Consider the following 15,712-nt stretch of genomic DNA (forward strand, 5'->3'; position numbering starts at 1 on the left):
CGGTACGCGGGGCACGGGCCGGTCGAGTGTAAACCAAGGGCGTGGAGGGGTGATTCACCGCCGGGCTGCTAATCTTCGCGCCTCCCAGGGCAGGAAGCCCCCGATGCGCTACCCGTTCGTACAACTCGACGTTTTCGCCGCCCGCCCGGGCGACGGCAATCCGCTGGCGGTGGTGTTCGACGCCACGTCGCTGGACGAGACCGCGATGCAGGCCATCGCCCGCTGGACCCGGCTGCCGGAAACCACCTTCGTGCTGCCGCCATCGACGCCGGAGGCCAGCTACCGCCTGCGCATCTTCAGCCCGCGCCGGGAGGTGCCCTTCGCCGGCCACCCCAGCATCGGCAGTGCCCACGCCGTGCTTGACGCCGGCCTGGCGGCGCCGCGCGAGGGCCTGCTGGTGCAGGAATGTGCCGTCGGCCTGCTGCCGATCCGGGTGCAGGGCGAAGGCAGCGATCGCCGCCTGGCCGTGCGTGCCCCGCGCGCCCGGGTGCTGGAAACCGGCCGGATCGACGATCCGCGCCTGGCGCCGGTGCTCTCGGGGCTGCCCCTGGGCGCCCTGCCGCCCGTACTGATGGACGGCGGCCGCCGCTGGTGGCTGGCCGAACTGCGCGACGAGGCCTCGCTGCGTGCGCTGTCACCGCCTTGGGCGGCGATCGCGACGCTGGCCGCGGACACCGAAGCCATGGGCCTGTGCGTCTACGCCCGCTGCACCGGCGGCGCGCACGATCTGGCCGTACGCGCCTTCGTCGGCCAGCCGGCCCAGGTGGAGGACGCCGCCTCCGGCGCCGCCAACGCCACCCTGGCGGCCTGGCTGCACCACGCCGGCGCCCTGCCCCGCGCCGACGGCGCCTACGTCGTCAGCCAGGGCCGGGAAGTCGGCCACGACGCCCGCCTGTTCCTGCAGGTGGACGCCGAGGGCGAAGTCTGGTCGGGCGGCCAGGTACAAACCGTCGTGCGCGGCAGCCTGGACTGGTAGCCCCGACCGCGGGCGGCATGCCTCAGTCGTCGGTGTAGACCGCCTGGCCATCCACCCACGTCGAACGCACCGTCAGTGCCGGCAGGCGCGAGGCATCGACGGCCAGCGGGTCGGCGTCGAGCACGACGAAATCCGCGCTGAAGCCGGGCGCCAGGCGGCCGGTGTTTTTTTCGTCGAATGACGCAAATGCGGCGCCGGCGGTGAAACCCCGCAGCGCTTGCTCCGGCGACAGCTTCTGGTCGGCCAGCCAGCCACCCGGCGGCTTGCCCTCGCGGTCCTGCCGGGTCACCGCCGAATACAGGCCCAGGCGCGGATCCACCGACTCCACCGGGAAATCCGAGCCCAGCGCCAGCGGGACCCCGAGCGCACGCAGGCGCTGCCAGGCATAAGCGCCGTAAAGGCGCTCGCGGCCGACGCGGGCCTCGGCCCAGGGCATGTCGGACGTGGCGTGCGTGGGCTGCATCGAGGCGATGACCTTGAGGCTGGCGAATCGCGGCAGGTCGTCGCGGTGCACCACCTGGGCGTGTTCGATGCGCCAGCGGTGGTCGCCGCCGGCCTGCTCGCCCAGCACGGCGGCATAGGTGTCGAGCACGACGCGGTTGCCGCGGTCGCCGATGGCATGGCTGGCCGGCTGGATGCCGCAGCCACGGGCCTTGGCGACACCCGCGGCATACGCGGCCGGCTCGGTCACCAGCAGGCCGCGATGGCCGGGTTCGTCGCTGTAGTCCTCGATCAGCGCGGCGCCGCGGCTGCCCAGGGCGCCATCGACGTAGAACTTCACGCCGCGCATGGCCAGGCGACCGGAGGCATGTTCGTAGGGACCCATCGCGCACAGGGCGTCGAGGGCGTCGGCGTCGCCGTTGGCGTAGGCACGGATGCGCAGCGGCAGCTTGCCGGCGTCGGCGAAACCACGCATCAGCCGCAGGTCGGCCAGCGACACGCCCATGTCGTGCACGCCGGTCAGGCCGTTCGCCACCGCGGCGGCGAGCGCGCGCTCCAGGGCTTCGGCGCGCAGGGCGTCATCGGGCTGCGGCACGACGGCATCGACCAGGGCGGCGGCGGTGTCGATGAAAACGCCGGTCGCCTTGCCGGCTTCGTCGCGCAGGATGCGGCCGCCGTCGGGCTGCCAGTCGCCGGACAGGTCGGTTTCGACGGCGCGCAGCGCAGCGCTGTTGGCCCAGCCGGCGTGACCGTCCACGCGCTCGAGCCAGACCGGACGGTCCGGGAAGGCCGCGTCCAGGTCGGCTGCGGTCGGGAACTGCTTGCCTGGCCAATCGTTCTGGTCCCAGCCGCGGCCCAGCAGCCAGGCGCCCTCGGGCAAGGTGGCCTCGAAGGCCTGCAGGCGCCGGATGACGTCGGCCTTGCTGGTCGCATCCACCAGGTCGGCGCGCAGCAGCGCGAAACCCAGGTTCATCAGGTGGGCGTGGGCATCGACCAGCCCGGGCACGACGGTGGCATCGCCGGCGTCGTGGCGGATCGCATCCGGGTAGCGCGCCGACAGCGCCTGTGCGGAGCCGATGGCCAGCACCTTGCCCTCTGCGTCCCAGGCCATGGCCCCGACGACCGGCGTCCCGGCATCACCGGTGTGGATGCGCTTGGCGACAAGCAGGTGCTCGCCTTCGGCGTGGACCAGGCCGCTGGCCGCAGCCAGGCTGATCAGTAGGCAAATCCGGCGCATCAATCTCTCCCAGGCAAACCCATGAGGGGGGTCGGAGAACCTTAACGCTTTAGGCCGGGGCCAGTGTCGACGCTTCGATGCCCGCTGCGGCCGAGGCGGCAAGCCGACCCTGGACCCGGTTTCAGGACCGTGTTTCCTGGCTCGCGAGCCAGGACAGGGTGCGCTCGGCGAGTTCGGGGGCCGCGCGGCCCAGCAGAGGATCGACGTGGCCGCCGGGCACGCGCCAGGCGCTTGCGTTCCAGGCGGTTGCCAGGCCCTGGGAACAGGCGGGCGGCACGTCCGGGTCGGCTTCGGAGATGATCACCAGCACCGGCACCGGGGGTTTGGCCAGTGCGACGCCGGCGCCGGCCTGGTCGAGCACGGCACCGGACTCATCGCGCCAGCGCCGGAAGGCGAACAGCGCCGCGGCGTCGTCGGCGCCTGGCAGGGCCCGCCGGGTACCGGCCAAGGAAGCGCAACGCCCCCAGGGAACCACCGCGGGCCGGCGCGGCGCGTCCGGCAGGCCCTGCGGCGGCATCGGGTTGACCAGCACCAGCGCGTCGGCGTCGGCGGCGTTCATCGCCGCCAGCAAGCCACCCAGGCTCGCACCGACCAGGACGCGCGGCCGCGGCACGGCGTCCAGCCACCGCGACACCTGCGCGGAGTAGTCGGCCAGCGTCGTCCCGGCCAGGCCCGCCGGCCCGGGCCGCAGGTCGGGCGCGGCCACCGCGACGCCGGCTGCGGCAAACACCCGCGCCCAGGCCGTCCACTCCCAGCCGCCTGCGCCCGCGCCGTGCACGAACACTGCGGCGGCCAGGGGTTCAGGCAAGTTTGGCGTCCATCGTGACCGGAATGCCCAGCACCTTGGAGATCACGCAGTTCTCCTTGGCGTTGTTGGCGAAGTCCGAGAACTCATCCGCCGACAGCCCGGGCACCTTGGCCGACACCGTCAGGTGCACGCCGGTGGCATGCGGGCCGGGCGCCATTTCCATTTGCACGTCCGCGCGGGTATCGATGCGCTCGGCGGTATGGCCGGCGTTCTGCAGGATGAAGCTCAGCGCCATCGAGTAGCAGCCGGCATGGGCGGCGGCCAGCAGTTCCTCGGGGTTGCTGCCCTTCTCGTCGCCGAAACGGGTCTTGAATGAATAACGGGTGCCGTCGAACAGTCCGCTCTGCGGCGTGCTCATGCGGCCCTGGCCGGTTTCCAGATTGCCTTCCCAGTGGGCGGTGGCGTGGCGCTTGAATCCCATGGTGCTGCTCCTGTCGGCGGGCCGCGGCGCGGCCGGTGCCCTGCAGTCTACGCCGCCCCGGCAACCGGCATTGGCCGGCCCGTGACGCGGCCGGTACCATGGGCGCGCCATGAAAATCCAGGTTCCCTTCGTCCAGCTCCCGGTGTCCTTCGACGCCCAGGCCCTGGCCCATGAAATCGCCCAGGTCGACGAATCGCACTGGCGCCCGCATCCGAACAAGCTGCCCGGCAACAGCGCGCTGACGCTGATCGCCACCAACGGCGAACCGGACAACGACGACCTGGTCGGGAACATGCGGCCGACCGCGGCGCTTGAGCAGCTGCCGCGGGTGAAGGAAGTGCTGGCCGCGCTCGGCGCCACCTGGGGTCGTTCGCGCCTGATGCGTCTTTCAGGCCAGGCTGAAGTGACCGCGCACGTGGACACCAACTACTACTGGCGCGAACGCATGCGCGTGCACGTGCCGGTGACCACCACGCCCGACGTGCGCTTCCAGGTCGGCGACGCGGAAACCAACATGAAGGCCGGCGAGTGCTGGATCTTCGACACCTGGTCGCGGCATCGCGTGATCAACGGCAACGACAGCACCCGCATCCACCTGGTCGCCGACACCGTCGGCGGCGCCGGCCTGTGGGACCTGATCTCGCGCGGCCGGCCCGCGGGTCGCAGCATCCCCGGTTGGCAGGCGCCGCCGGTGCCGCTGCCCGGCACCGGCAAGGTGCACATCGACTTCGAGTCGGTGAACCTGCCGTCGGTGATGACCCCCTGGGAAATCCGCGACCATTTCGTCTTCCTGCTCGGCGAAGCCGTGCCGCACCCGCGCCTGCCCGTGGTCCAGCAGGGCCTGCTGGATTTCGCCCGGCGCTGGCATGCGCTTTGGTCGGCCCTGGGCGACGCCAAGACGGGCTGGCCGCGCTACCGCGAGCTGCTCGACGCCACCCGCGCCGACATCCTGGCGCGCGGCGCCGGCGAGATCGGCCTGCGCAACGAAGTCGGACTGATGTACATGCTCGACATGTACGTGTTCGGCGTCGCCCTGGGCGACCAGAACACCGCCAACCAGTCGCTGCGCAAGGACGTGCACGGTGACGCGCCGGCGCTGCCCGGCGCCACGGCGCCCAAGGCCGCCAGCCGGCGCACCGCCGCCGGCCGCTTCGAACGCCCGGTGTTCATCGTCAGCCCGCCGCGTTCGGGGTCGACGCTGCTGTTCGAAACCCTGGTCAAGGCGCCTGGCGTCTTCAGCATCGGCGACGAAAGCCACAGCCTCATCGAAGGCGTGCCGGGCCTGGCGCCGTCGCAGCGCGATTACGATTCGAACCGGCTGCAGGCGCAGGACGCCACGCCGGAGGTCACCGCCCAGCTGCAGCAGCGTTTCTTCGACGCCCTGCGCGACCGCGATGGCCACGCCCCGGGCGACGCCGCGGTGCGGCTGCTCGAAAAAACCCCGAAAAACGCCCTGCGCATTCCGTTCCTGCGCGCGGTGTTTCCGGACGCGCGTTTCATCTACCTGCACCGCGACCCGCGCCAGGTGCTGGCCAGCATGATCGAAGGCTGGCAGTCCGGGCGTTTCGTGATGTACCCCAACCTGCCCGGCTGGCAGGGCCTGCCCTGGTCCTTCCTGCTGATACCCGGCTGGCGCGAGCTGTCCGGCCAGCCGCTGGCCGACGTCGTCACCCGGCAGTGGGAAACCGCCACCCGCATCCTGCTCGACGACCTGCAGGCGCTGGACGGCGCGCTCTGGACCGGCGTCGACCACGACCGCTTCCTGGCCGACCCGCAGGGCGCCGTCGAACGCCTGGGCGCCTGGGCCGGCTGGGGCTGGGACAAGGACCTGGGCGGCGTGCTGCCGCTGTCGCGCTACACCCTCACCACGCCGGCCCCGGACAAGTGGCGCAAGCACGCCGCCGACATCGAGCCGCGCCTGGCCGCCATCCAGGCCACCGTCGACCGGGCCGCCCGCGCCGCCGGTTGACCCGGGGCGGCGGGAGTGGAAGTCTAGTCGCCCCGGCCCCGGCCGGGCGTCCGCCATGACCGACGCGCGGTCGCGTTCGACGACCGATAAGGCAGCGCCATCGCGCCGCCGACCATGACGGCCCAACCACCCACGCACGGGAGGAACGGCCTCATGTCGTACAGCACGAAACAGATCCGCAACGTGGCCCTGGCGGGCCACTCCGGCGCCGGCAAAACCACCCTCTTCGAAGCCCTGCTGTTTGCCGGCGGCGCGATTCCCGCGGCAGGCAGCCTCGAACGCGGCAGCACCGTGTCGGACTTCGACCCGATGGAAAAAGCCCGCGGCCATTCGCTCAACACCGCCATCGCCAGCACCGACCACGCCGGCATCCACGTCAACCTGATCGATACTCCCGGTTACCCCGACTTCCGCGGCCCGACGCTGTCGGCGTTCTCGGCGGTGGAGACCGTCGCGGTGGTCGTCAATGCCGCCACCGGCGTCGAATACGGCACCCGCCGCATGATGGAGTACGCCAGGGCGCGCAACCTGTGCCGGGTACTGGTGGTCAACAAGATGGACGTCGACCCCGGCCACCTGCCGGTGCTGCTCGAAGAATTGCGCGAGGCCTTCGGCCCTGAATGCCTGCCGATCAACCTGCCGGCCGACAAGGGAACGCGCGTGGTGGATTGTTTCTTCAACCCCGCCGGCGACTCCGACCTCGGCCCGGTGGCCGACGCGCACCAGCGCATCGTCGACCAGGTGGTCGAGATCAACGAACAAGTCATGGAACGTTACCTGGAGGACGGCGAAGAAGGCCTGTCCGGCCAGGCGCTGCACGACGCCTTCGAACAGTGCCTGCGCGAAGGCCACCTGGTGCCGGTGTGTTTTGTTTCCGCACGCAATGGCGTCGGCGTGACCGAACTGCTGGACCTGGCCGAAAAACTGTTCCCCAACCCCCTGGAAGGCAACCCGCCGCCCTTCGAGAAGAATGGCCAGCCTTTCCAGGCCCTGCCCCAGGCCGAGGCGCACGTGGTCGCCGACGTGTTCAAGATCGTCAACGATCCCTTCGTCGGCAAGCTCAGCGTGTTCCGCGTTTTCCAGGGCACGGTGCGCAGGGACAGCCAGCTATTCATCGACGACGGCCGCAAGCCGTTCAAGGTCGGCCACCTGTTCAAGCTGCAAGGCAAGGAGCACGTCGAGATCGACCAGGCGGTGCCGGGTGACATCGCCGCCGTGGCCAAGGTCGAGGACATCCACTTCGATGCCGTGCTGCACGACAGCCACGACGAGGACGACATCCGGCTCAAGCCGCTGGACTTCCCAAAACCCATGTTCGGCCTGGCGGTCGAGGCCAGCACCCGCGGCCAGGAACAGAAGCTCGCCACCGCCTTGCACAAGCTGGCCGAAGAAGACCCGGGATTCCTGGTCGAACACGACGCCGAGCTCAATGAAACCGTGATCCGCGGCCTGGGCGAACTGCACCTGCGGGTGATGCTCGAACGCATCCGCGAACGCTACGGCGTCGCCGTCACCACGCGGCCGCCCTCCATCGCCTACCGGGAAACGATCGGCGCACCCGCCGAGGGCCACTACCGCCACAAGAAGCAGACCGGTGGCGCCGGCCAGTTCGGCGAGGTTTTCCTGCGCATCGAACCGCTGGAGCGCGGCAAGGGCTTCGAGTTCGTCGATGCGGTCAAGGGCGGCACCATCCCCGGGCAGTTCATCCCGGCCGTGGAGAAAGGGGTGCGCCAGGTGCTCGATGGCGGCGCCATCGCCGGCTACCAGCTGCAGGACGTGCGCGTCACCGTCTACGACGGCAAGTACCACAGCGTCGATTCCAAGGAAGTGGCCTTCGTGGCGGCGGGCAAGCGCGCCTTCCTCGATGCCATCCTGAAGGCGCGACCGCAGGTGCTCGAGCCCATCGTCGACCTGGTGGTGAGCGTGCCCGAAGAACACATGGGCGACATCACCGGCCAGCTGGCCGGCAAACGCGCACGCATCCACGGCACCGACGCCGGCCGAGGCGGCGAAATGCTGGTCAAGGCGCAGGTACCCCTGTCCGAGCTGACCGACTACGCCACCGAACTCAAGGGCGCCACCGCCGGGCGCGGCCGCTACGAACTCGAGTTCAGCCACTACGAACCGGTGCCCGTGGGCGTGCAGAAGCAGCTGATGGAGGCCTACCGGCCTCGACACGACGATGAGTGATGGCGGTTAGACTGCAGGCGCGAGCCCCTTGGTCGCGCCTTGCAGGTGTCGGATGAAACGTGTCGCCCCCCTCATCGTCGCGCTGGTACTGAGCGTATTGCTTGCCCTCGTCGCGTATCGCGTGGCCGTGCATTACGCCACCTTCCCGGTGGCCGATTCGCCGGCCGCGCCGGACGCTTCGCCCACGGGGCGCCCGCCGCCGCTGACGCGGGAGGAGATGGAGTCACCCGAGGCGCCCCTGTCCCCGGAACAGGCCCAGGCCGCCGACGCACTGGAACGCGCGCGCCCGATCCAGGCCGCGGTGGATGCGTTCTACGTCGCCGAGGGCACCTGGCCGCGCAACCTGGCGCAGCTGGGCCTGGGCAACCCCGACAGCCATGCCGGCGGCCCGGTGGCCGCGATCAGCGTGCGTCCCGACGGCGAGGTCGCCGTCGCGATGAAGCCACACGTCGCGCGTGGCGGCGAGATCCGGCTGGTGCCCACCGTGCTTGCCGACGGCTCCCTGGACTGGGCCTGCCGCGCCCGCAACTACCCGGCCGCAACCCGCTTGCCGGAATGCCGCTGAGCGGGCCGGCTTACTCGTAGCTCAACGCGGTACTGCGGCCCCAGAACACCCGGTAGGCGAACACCGTGTAGCCGATGATCATCGGCAGCGTCACCAACGCCCCGACCAGGATGATCTTGAGCGAGCCCGGGGCCGCAGCGGCGTCCCAGAACACGAGCTGGTCGATCACCAGGTAGGGATAGACGCTGTAGGCCAGGCCGGCGAAGGCCAGGACGAACATGCCGATGGCCGCCGCGAACGGCACCCAGTCGCGGCCCTTGCCGCCGCGGCGGATGCGCCGCAGGTTGCTCTCGCACATGGCGAACAGGCCGGCGGTGAGCAGCGGCACCGGCATCAGCAGGAAGAAATTCGGCAGCGCGAACCACTTCTCGAAGATGCGCGGCGACACGAAGGGCGTCGCCACCGACACCGCGGCGATACCCAGGCCGGTCAGCCACAGCGCCCACCAGCCCCAGCCGGCCGCCTGGCGAACCAGCGGGCCCTCCATCTTCAGCAGCAGCCAGGTCGCGCCCAGCAGCGTGTAACCCGCGGCCAGGCACAGGCCGATGAAGGCCGCGAACAGCACCGGTACCAGCCCCGGTTCGAAGCCCACGACATAACGCCCGACCATGTAACCCTGGGCCAGCGCCGCGGCCAGCGAGCCGACGCTGAAGGCGGCGTTCCACAGCACCCGGTGTTCGTCGTGCGCCTTGGCCCGGAAATCGAAGGCGACGCCGCGCAGGATCAAGCCCAGCAGCATCACCAGCACGGGCAGGTACAGCGCGCCCAGGATGATGCCGTGCGCCGCCGGGAAGGCCACCAGCAGCAGCCCGACGCCCAGCACCAGCCAGGTTTCGTTGGCGTCCCAGAACGGCCCGATGGAGGCAACCATGCGGTCCTTGCCCGGGTTGTCGGCAAAGGGCACGAGCATGCCGACGCCCAGGTCGTAACCGTCGAGCACGACGTAAACAAGCATGGCCAGGGCCATCAGGCCCATGAAGATCAGCGGCAGCCAGGCGTCCATGGGACCTCCGGGTCAGGTTTCATCGGGTTCGCCGCGGTCGGCGGTGATCGGTGGCGCGACCGTCGCGCCGGACTTTCGGGCCAGGTGGAACAGCACCGACACATAGGCGGCCAGCAACACCAGGTAGATGACGAGATACGCGCTGAGGCTGAGCCCCACGATCGGCGCCGGCGTTGCCGACACGGCGTCGGCGGTGCGCAGCACGCCGGTGACCAGCCAGGGCTGGCGGCCGATTTCGGTGACGTACCAGCCGGCCAGCGTTGCCACCCAACCCGAGAAGGTCATGGCCACCAGCACCCGCGCCAGCCAGGGTGAGGGTTCGCCGCGCCGGCGCAGTTGCCAGGCCGACAGCCAGGAGACCGCAAGCATCAGCATCCCGACGCCGACCATGATGCGGAAGCCCCAGAACACCGCCAGCACCGGCGGGTGGTCCTCGAAGCTGTCCAGGCCCTGGAGTTCGCCGTCCAGGTCGTGGGTGAGGATGAGTGCCGCCAGGCCGGGCACGCCGATCGCGAAGTCGTTGCGGCGCTCGGCTTCATTGGGCCAGCCGAACAGCAGCGCCGGCGCGCCGCGTTCGTCCTGCCAGATGCCTTCCATCGCGGCGATTTTCGCGGGCTGGTGTTCCAGCGTATTCAGCCCGTGCTGGTCGCCGGCGAAGATCTGCACCGGGATAAGGATCGCCGCCATCAGCACGCCGGTGCGCAGCGTCGCCGCGACGTCGGGCCCGCGGTCGCCGCGCAGCCAGCGAAAGGCCGACAGGCCGGCCACCAGGAAGGCCACCGTCAGGCCCGAGGCCAGCAGCATGTGGGCCAGCCGGTAGGGGAAGGACGGATTGAAGACCACCGCCCACCAGTCGGTCGGATGCACGACGCCGTTGATGATTTCAAAGCCGGCCGGCGTCTGCATCCAGGAGTTGAGCGCCAGGATCCAGAACGCCGACAGTGTGGTGCCGGCCGCCACCAGCACGGTGGCCAGGGTATGCACCCGTTCGCCCACGCGCTTGCGGCCGAACAGCATGATTCCCAGGAAACCCGCTTCCAGGAAAAACGCGGTCAGCACCTCGTAGGCCAGCAGCGGGCCGGCGATGTTGCCGACGGTGTTCATGTAACCCGGCCAATTGGTGCCGAACTGGAAGCTCATGGTGACGCCGCTGACCACGCCCATGCCGAAGCTCAGCGCGAAGACCTTCACCCAGAAAAAATAGGCCGACAGCCACTTTTCATTCCCGGTGCGCAGGTAGCGAAGCTTGAAGAACAGCAGCACCCAGGCCAGGGCGATCGTGATGGTCGGGAACAGGATGTGGAAGCTGATGTTGGCGGCGAACTGCACGCGCGCCAGCATCAGGGCGTCCATGGCGCCGCCGGCGTCCATCAGCGCGGCTCCGGCGCCGGCTCGGCGGGCAGGGACTTGTCGGACCCGCCGAGCAGGCGCTCCTTCATGTCCAGAAGTTTGGTCGCGGTGGTGCCCAGGGCCATCAGCTTTTCCAGCGTGGCCGGGGACAGCTTGCGCACTTCGGCGAACCAGTCGGTCAGCTGCTCGATGAGGTCATGCATCTCGCGCATGCGCGCCTGGGCGTGGCGCTCTTCGACCGAGTCCGGTGTTTCCAGCAGGGCGTCGCGCAGCATCGACAGGGTCGGATCCACTTCCCGGCGCTGGCGCTCCTCGGCCAGGGTCTTGAAGATGGCCCAGACGTCCTCGGGCGCGGTGTAGAAGTCGCGGCGGTCGCCCGGCTGGTGGCTCAGGCGCACCAGGCGCCAGGACGAGAGCTCCTTCAGGCCCATGCTGACGTTGGAACGGCTGACCCCCAGGCGGTCGGTGATCTCGTCCGCGGTCAGCGGCCGGGCCGAAATGAACAGCAGGGCGTAGATCTGGCCCACCGTCCGGTTGATGCCCCAACGGCTGCCCATTTCACCGAAATGCAGCACGAAGGCCTGGCTGAGCGGGGGGAGGTCCATGTCGCCACCTGTGGTTTCAGAAATTTCTGAAACATTAGACCTAGATCAAGGCGGCAAGACAAGCCACGTGGCATGGCGGTTCAGCCAGGCATCACGGGGGCGGTCAGTTGGCGAAGCGGTAGCTCAGCTTGACCAGCAGCTGCTCGGCGTCGCGCAGGTCGCTGGCGTCGCCCAGCAGCTCGGCCAGCGGCCGGCTGCCATCCTCCAGCAGCGCCCCGCCGCGCCCGTACACCACGTACAGGTCGGACAGCGGCGCCAGCTCGTAGCGGTAGCGCACCTGGAAGCCCAGGTTGGCCAGGCTGAAGTCCGGGATCGGATCGCTGGTGCGCACCGGCCGGCCGCCGGGGCCGACCTGCCAGGCCTGGCGCAGGCGGGCGTCGAGCGCGATGGTCTCGAACTTCACCCGCAGCTCCTGGCGATGACCCAGTTGCCACTGCAGGTTAAGGGCCAGGCGCGCGGTGTCGGCGCGGAAGCTGCCCAGGCGGTCGCCGCCGCGCCACAGCAGCCAGTCGGGCGCATGTTTGATCGAGGCCCTGGCCTGCAGCGCCAGGCTGTCGCTCAGATGCAGGGTGGGCTCGACGCCCAGCTCCATGCCGCTGCCTTCGGAGCCCTCCAGGCCGTCGCCGGCCACGCGCACCCAGCCTTTGAGCGCCCAGGCACCCTGCCGCGGGCGCGAACGCTCCCAGTTGGCGTAAAGCTTTTCCGGCACCCGCAGCACGCCATTGCCACGCGTGATCAGGTCATCGTGGCCGCTGGACCAGGCGGCGACCTCCCAGAACTCGCTGCCGCCGTCGCGGCGCTCCGAGGAGCGGCTTATCGCCGCGGCTTCGGCGATCACGGTGCCCTGCACGTTGCGGCGGTTGGACACGGCCCAGCGCGTTTCCCAGGACGAATACGCCGAGTCCCCGGGAAACTCGTTGCGACGCTTCGCCAGCTCGTAGCGCAGGTAGCTGAAGTCGTTGCGGTCCAGGTAACCGATGTCGTTGAGCTGCAGCCCGTCGCCCAGGTACAGCAGGTAGAGCTGCTGGCGCCAGCCGTTCCCCAGGGCGTGGTCGACGCGCAGCTGGCCGCCGAAATCGTCGCTGCGCGCGCCGGCCTGGTCCACCGACGAGGCCACGGCCTGGGTGCGCACCACCCAGGCCGGGTCCGGCGTCCACAGGTGGTCGGCCGAATAGACCGTGGCGACGCGATCCAGGAACGGTCGGTCAACCCGGCTGAGCATCACGCCCAGGTCCTGGTCGCCGAAATCCCGGGTGGCGCGCAGCGTGTAGAAATTGCGGCCGCCGTCGCCATCTTCGGTCGCGGCCAGCACGCCGTAGCGCACCTGGCCCAGGCTGCCGTTGAGCTTCACCGCGGCGGTGACGTCGCCGGACCCACTGCCATCGTCGGCCGGGCCGCCGATGCGCCGCGTGTACAGCAGGCGGCTGTTGCCGGCGCCGAATGGCACGTCGAACAGGCCCTGGTTCTCGGTGAAGAAGGGCCGCTTGTCGCCGAAGAAGGTTTCCACCGCGCCGAAGTTCACCACCAGGTCGTCGCTCTCGACCTGGCCAAAATCGGGGTTGAGGGTGGCCGACAGCTGGAACTGGCCGTTGGGCTTCCAGAACAGGTCGGCACCCGCATCGAACTCGCTGCCGCCGCCAACCGCGTCGTGCACGCCGACCACGTAGGGCGTCACCGCCAGCAGGGACTGCTCGAAGTGCGGCACCCGGACCTTGTGGAATTCGGACAGGAAGGTCGGGTTCTGGTAGCTGATGGAAGGCCAGCCGTAACGTTCGCCGGTGCTGCCGACCACGCGGTCGAGGTAGATGCCGATCGTGCGCTCGCCACCGTCGGGCCGGGACATCGGCGCCACGTGCCAGGGCACGAGCATCTCGACCGACCAGCCCTGCTCGTCCTGGCGCACGGCGCGGTGCCAGTGGCCGTCCCAGTCGGTGTTGAAGCTGCGCTCGCTGGTGATCACTTCGTCGCTGATGCCGCCGGCCACCGTGACCATGAAGTCGTAGCCGGTGCGGCCGTCGCCGTCGAAGTCCACCATCAGGTTCACCCGGTCCAGGGCCCCGCCCTGGTCGCGGCGGGTGCGCTGGGTGGTGCGTGGCACGCCCGGCGGCTGCTCGGCGCGAAAGGCCACGGCCAGGCCCTGCGGCGTGGCCAGCAGCCACGCTTCGGTGCGCAGCGCGGGCTCGCCACGGTCCAGCGGCTGGACGCGCACGAATTCGGTGATGTGTCGCGCCTGCGCCCACTCGTCCGCATCGATGCGGCCGTCAACGGTGACGGCGGCGGCGACGCAGGGCAGGCTGGCGATGGCCAGCACGAACACGCGTGCCAGCGGATGGCGGAACAAGGGCATCTGTAATCCGTGGTGGTGGCGCCGGCGAAGCATGGGCACCAGGACAGGGGCCAGGCAGGCCCAAAGGTCATGCGGGCAGGTGGTGCAAGGACCCCGCGATGATCAGGACGTCTTGCCGCCCTTCTTCTTGCCCTTTTTCCCGGCCTTGGGCTGCAGCATCGTACCCGTGCACCTGGACGACCCGCAGCGACAGGCCCAGATCGCCTTCTGCTTGGCGGTGTGCGCTTCGACCAGCGTGATGCCGTAGTTGTAGGTCAGCTCTTCGCCCGGGCTGATGTCGCGCATGGCCTCGATGTAGATCCGGTCCTTGCGCTTCTTGCCGGTGTCGCTTTCTTCCCAGACCGCCTCGCAGTTGGGGTCGCAGCTGTGGTTGATCCAGCGCGCGTCGTTGCCGTCGACGTTGGCGTCGATGACGTACTTGTCGTTGAGCGTGAACAGGAAGGTGTGGCCGGTGTCGGGGTCGTCGGCATACACCTCGTCGGCCTCGTCGTGGGTCCGCAGCAGGCCCTTGTAGCGAACCACGCGTTCGCCCTTGGCGATCGCGTCGGTGGCGAAGACGCCGTTGCCGTGGATGGCGGAGCGGCGGGCTTCGATCTTCTTGGGCATGGTGCATTCCGTGGCGCAGGTGGGCCGCCATTGTCGCCAATCCGCGCGCCGGGTGCAGCCCCGGGTTTATGCTGCCCGCACCAGCGGGAGACTCTTCATGGACCCGGCCAATAGCTGGAGCGAGGAAAAGCAGTCGGCCTGGCTTTACCGGGCCCTGGCCGATGCCGAGCGCGATCCACGCATCGCCGACCTGTTTCGCGCCCTGGCTGCCGCCGCCGACGACCAGGCCGGGACCTGGGAACAGGCCGCGGCCAAGGCCGGCCAGGTGCTGCCGGTGGATTTCCAGCCTTCCGCGCGCGCACGCCTGGTGGCGAAGCTGGCCCGGCGGCTGGGCCCGCGTCGGGTCAAGCCGGCGCTGGCCGCGCTGAAGGTGCGCGGGCTGTCCGCCTACACCGCGGCGCTGGGCGGCCACCTGCTGCCCACCGACCTGGCCCAGGTCGGGCTCAGCCATCGTACGGTGGGCGGCGGCAACCTGCGCGCGGCCATCTTCGGCGTCAATGACGGCCTGGTATCGAATGCCAGCCTCATCCTGGGCGTAGTCGGCGCCCAGGCCACCACCGGCACGGTGCTGGCCACCGGCATCGCCGGCCTGCTCGCCGGCGCGCTTTCGATGGCCGCCGGTGAATACGTGTCCGTGCGCTCGCAGCGCGAACTGTTCGAGTACCAGATCGGCCTCGAGGCGGACGAACTCAGGCAGTACCCGGACGCCGAGGCGGAGGAACTGGCGCTGATCTACATCGCCCGCGGCATGCCCGAGGACCAGGCCCGCGGTTTTGCCCGCCAGCTGGTGCAGAACCCCAAGCAGGCGCTGGACGTGCTGGCCCGGGAAGAACTGGGCCTCAACCCCGACGACCTGGGCTCGCCGGTCGGCGCCGCGGCCTTTTCCTTCGCCGCATTCACGATTGGTGCCCTGGTGCCCCTGGTGCCCTTCTTCGCCGGCAGCGCGCTTCCACAAGCGGCCTACTGGGGCACGGGCCTGGCCGCCGCCGGCCTGTTCGGGACCGGTGCCGCGATGAGCCTGTTCTCGGGGCGCAATCCCTGGCTGGGTGGCCTGCGCATGCTGGGTATCGGTGCCGCCGCGGGTGCGACCGTCTTCCTCATCGGCCGGCTGATCGGCGTGGAACTGGCCTGAAAGCGGCTTCACGCCCCGTGGATTGAGCCGGGCGGCCGCAAAGCGTACAATTTCGGTCCTGA

General features: G+C 70.0%; 13 protein-coding genes. 5 read left to right on the forward strand and 8 right to left on the reverse strand.

Annotated features, from left to right (window positions below):
- Positions 1–103 precede the first annotated feature (103 nt).
- Complete coding sequence (locus tag ACYVJH_RS07295) at positions 104–976, forward strand: PhzF family phenazine biosynthesis protein (RefSeq protein WP_460453949.1); 873 nt, start codon at positions 104–106, stop codon at positions 974–976.
- Between the two features lie 22 nt (positions 977–998).
- On the opposite strand, the gene ACYVJH_RS07300 is transcribed toward ACYVJH_RS07295, so the two are convergent.
- The 3 genes from ACYVJH_RS07300 to ACYVJH_RS07310 all read right to left on the reverse strand — a co-directional run bounded on the left by ACYVJH_RS07300 (position 999) and on the right by ACYVJH_RS07310 (position 3,883).
- Positions 999–2,654 (reverse strand): amidohydrolase, encoded by a 1,656-nt coding sequence (locus ACYVJH_RS07300; protein ID WP_460453950.1) that lies wholly within the window; start codon positions 2,652–2,654, stop codon positions 999–1,001.
- A 121-nt stretch (positions 2,655–2,775) separates the two neighbouring features.
- Positions 2,776–3,462 carry an alpha/beta fold hydrolase gene (locus tag ACYVJH_RS07305; protein ID WP_460453951.1) on the reverse strand — a complete coding sequence of 229 codons (687 nt, stop codon included), beginning with the start codon at positions 3,460–3,462 and terminating at the stop codon, positions 2,776–2,778.
- The gene (locus tag ACYVJH_RS07310; RefSeq protein WP_460453952.1) at positions 3,455–3,883 is read right to left on the reverse strand and encodes an OsmC family protein; all 429 of its coding nucleotides are present in this window, start codon (positions 3,881–3,883) and stop codon (positions 3,455–3,457) included. Before ACYVJH_RS07310 ends, ACYVJH_RS07305 begins: the two co-directional genes overlap by 8 nt.
- 109 nt (positions 3,884–3,992) lie before the next feature.
- On the opposite strand from ACYVJH_RS07310, the gene ACYVJH_RS07315 reads away from it, so the two are divergent.
- From ACYVJH_RS07315 to ACYVJH_RS07325, 3 genes are all read left to right on the forward strand, one after another.
- Positions 3,993–5,852 carry a sulfotransferase gene (locus tag ACYVJH_RS07315; RefSeq protein WP_460453953.1) on the forward strand — a complete coding sequence of 620 codons (1,860 nt, stop codon included), beginning with the start codon at positions 3,993–3,995 and terminating at the stop codon, positions 5,850–5,852.
- Between the two features lie 153 nt (positions 5,853–6,005).
- Entirely contained in the window at positions 6,006–8,042 is a 2,037-nt protein-coding gene (fusA, locus tag ACYVJH_RS07320; protein WP_460453954.1) for an elongation factor G, read from the forward strand.
- Between the two features lie 52 nt (positions 8,043–8,094).
- Entirely contained in the window at positions 8,095–8,607 is a 513-nt protein-coding gene (locus tag ACYVJH_RS07325) for a pilin (protein ID WP_460453955.1), read from the forward strand.
- 10 nt (positions 8,608–8,617) lie between these two features.
- On the opposite strand, the gene ACYVJH_RS07330 is transcribed toward ACYVJH_RS07325, so the two are convergent.
- The 5 genes from ACYVJH_RS07330 to ACYVJH_RS07350 form a co-directional block, all read right to left on the reverse strand.
- Entirely contained in the window at positions 8,618–9,610 is a 993-nt protein-coding gene (locus ACYVJH_RS07330) for a cytochrome d ubiquinol oxidase subunit II (RefSeq protein WP_460453956.1), read from the reverse strand.
- 12 nt (positions 9,611–9,622) lie between these two features.
- Positions 9,623–10,963: a cytochrome ubiquinol oxidase subunit I gene (locus ACYVJH_RS07335; RefSeq protein WP_460454279.1), complete on the reverse strand. Its 1,341-nt coding sequence runs from the start codon at positions 10,961–10,963 to the stop codon at positions 9,623–9,625.
- A 17-nt stretch (positions 10,964–10,980) separates the two neighbouring features.
- A complete protein-coding gene (locus ACYVJH_RS07340) occupies positions 10,981–11,565 on the reverse strand; it encodes a GbsR/MarR family transcriptional regulator (protein WP_460453957.1) in 585 nt (194 codons plus the stop codon).
- Between the two features lie 103 nt (positions 11,566–11,668).
- Positions 11,669–13,912, reverse strand: coding sequence for a carbohydrate binding family 9 domain-containing protein (locus ACYVJH_RS07345; protein ID WP_460453958.1), 2,244 nt, complete (start codon positions 13,910–13,912; stop codon positions 11,669–11,671).
- 102 nt (positions 13,913–14,014) lie between these two features.
- A complete protein-coding gene (locus ACYVJH_RS07350) occupies positions 14,015–14,518 on the reverse strand; it encodes an SET domain-containing protein (protein ID WP_460453959.1) in 504 nt (167 codons plus the stop codon).
- A 97-nt stretch (positions 14,519–14,615) separates the two neighbouring features.
- Between ACYVJH_RS07350 and ACYVJH_RS07355 the strand changes: the two genes are divergently transcribed.
- Positions 14,616–15,650 carry a VIT1/CCC1 transporter family protein gene (locus tag ACYVJH_RS07355; RefSeq protein WP_460453960.1) on the forward strand — a complete coding sequence of 345 codons (1,035 nt, stop codon included), beginning with the start codon at positions 14,616–14,618 and terminating at the stop codon, positions 15,648–15,650.
- Positions 15,651–15,712: the final 62 nt, after the last annotated feature.

It is taken from the genome of Arenimonas aestuarii, assembly GCF_054781715.1.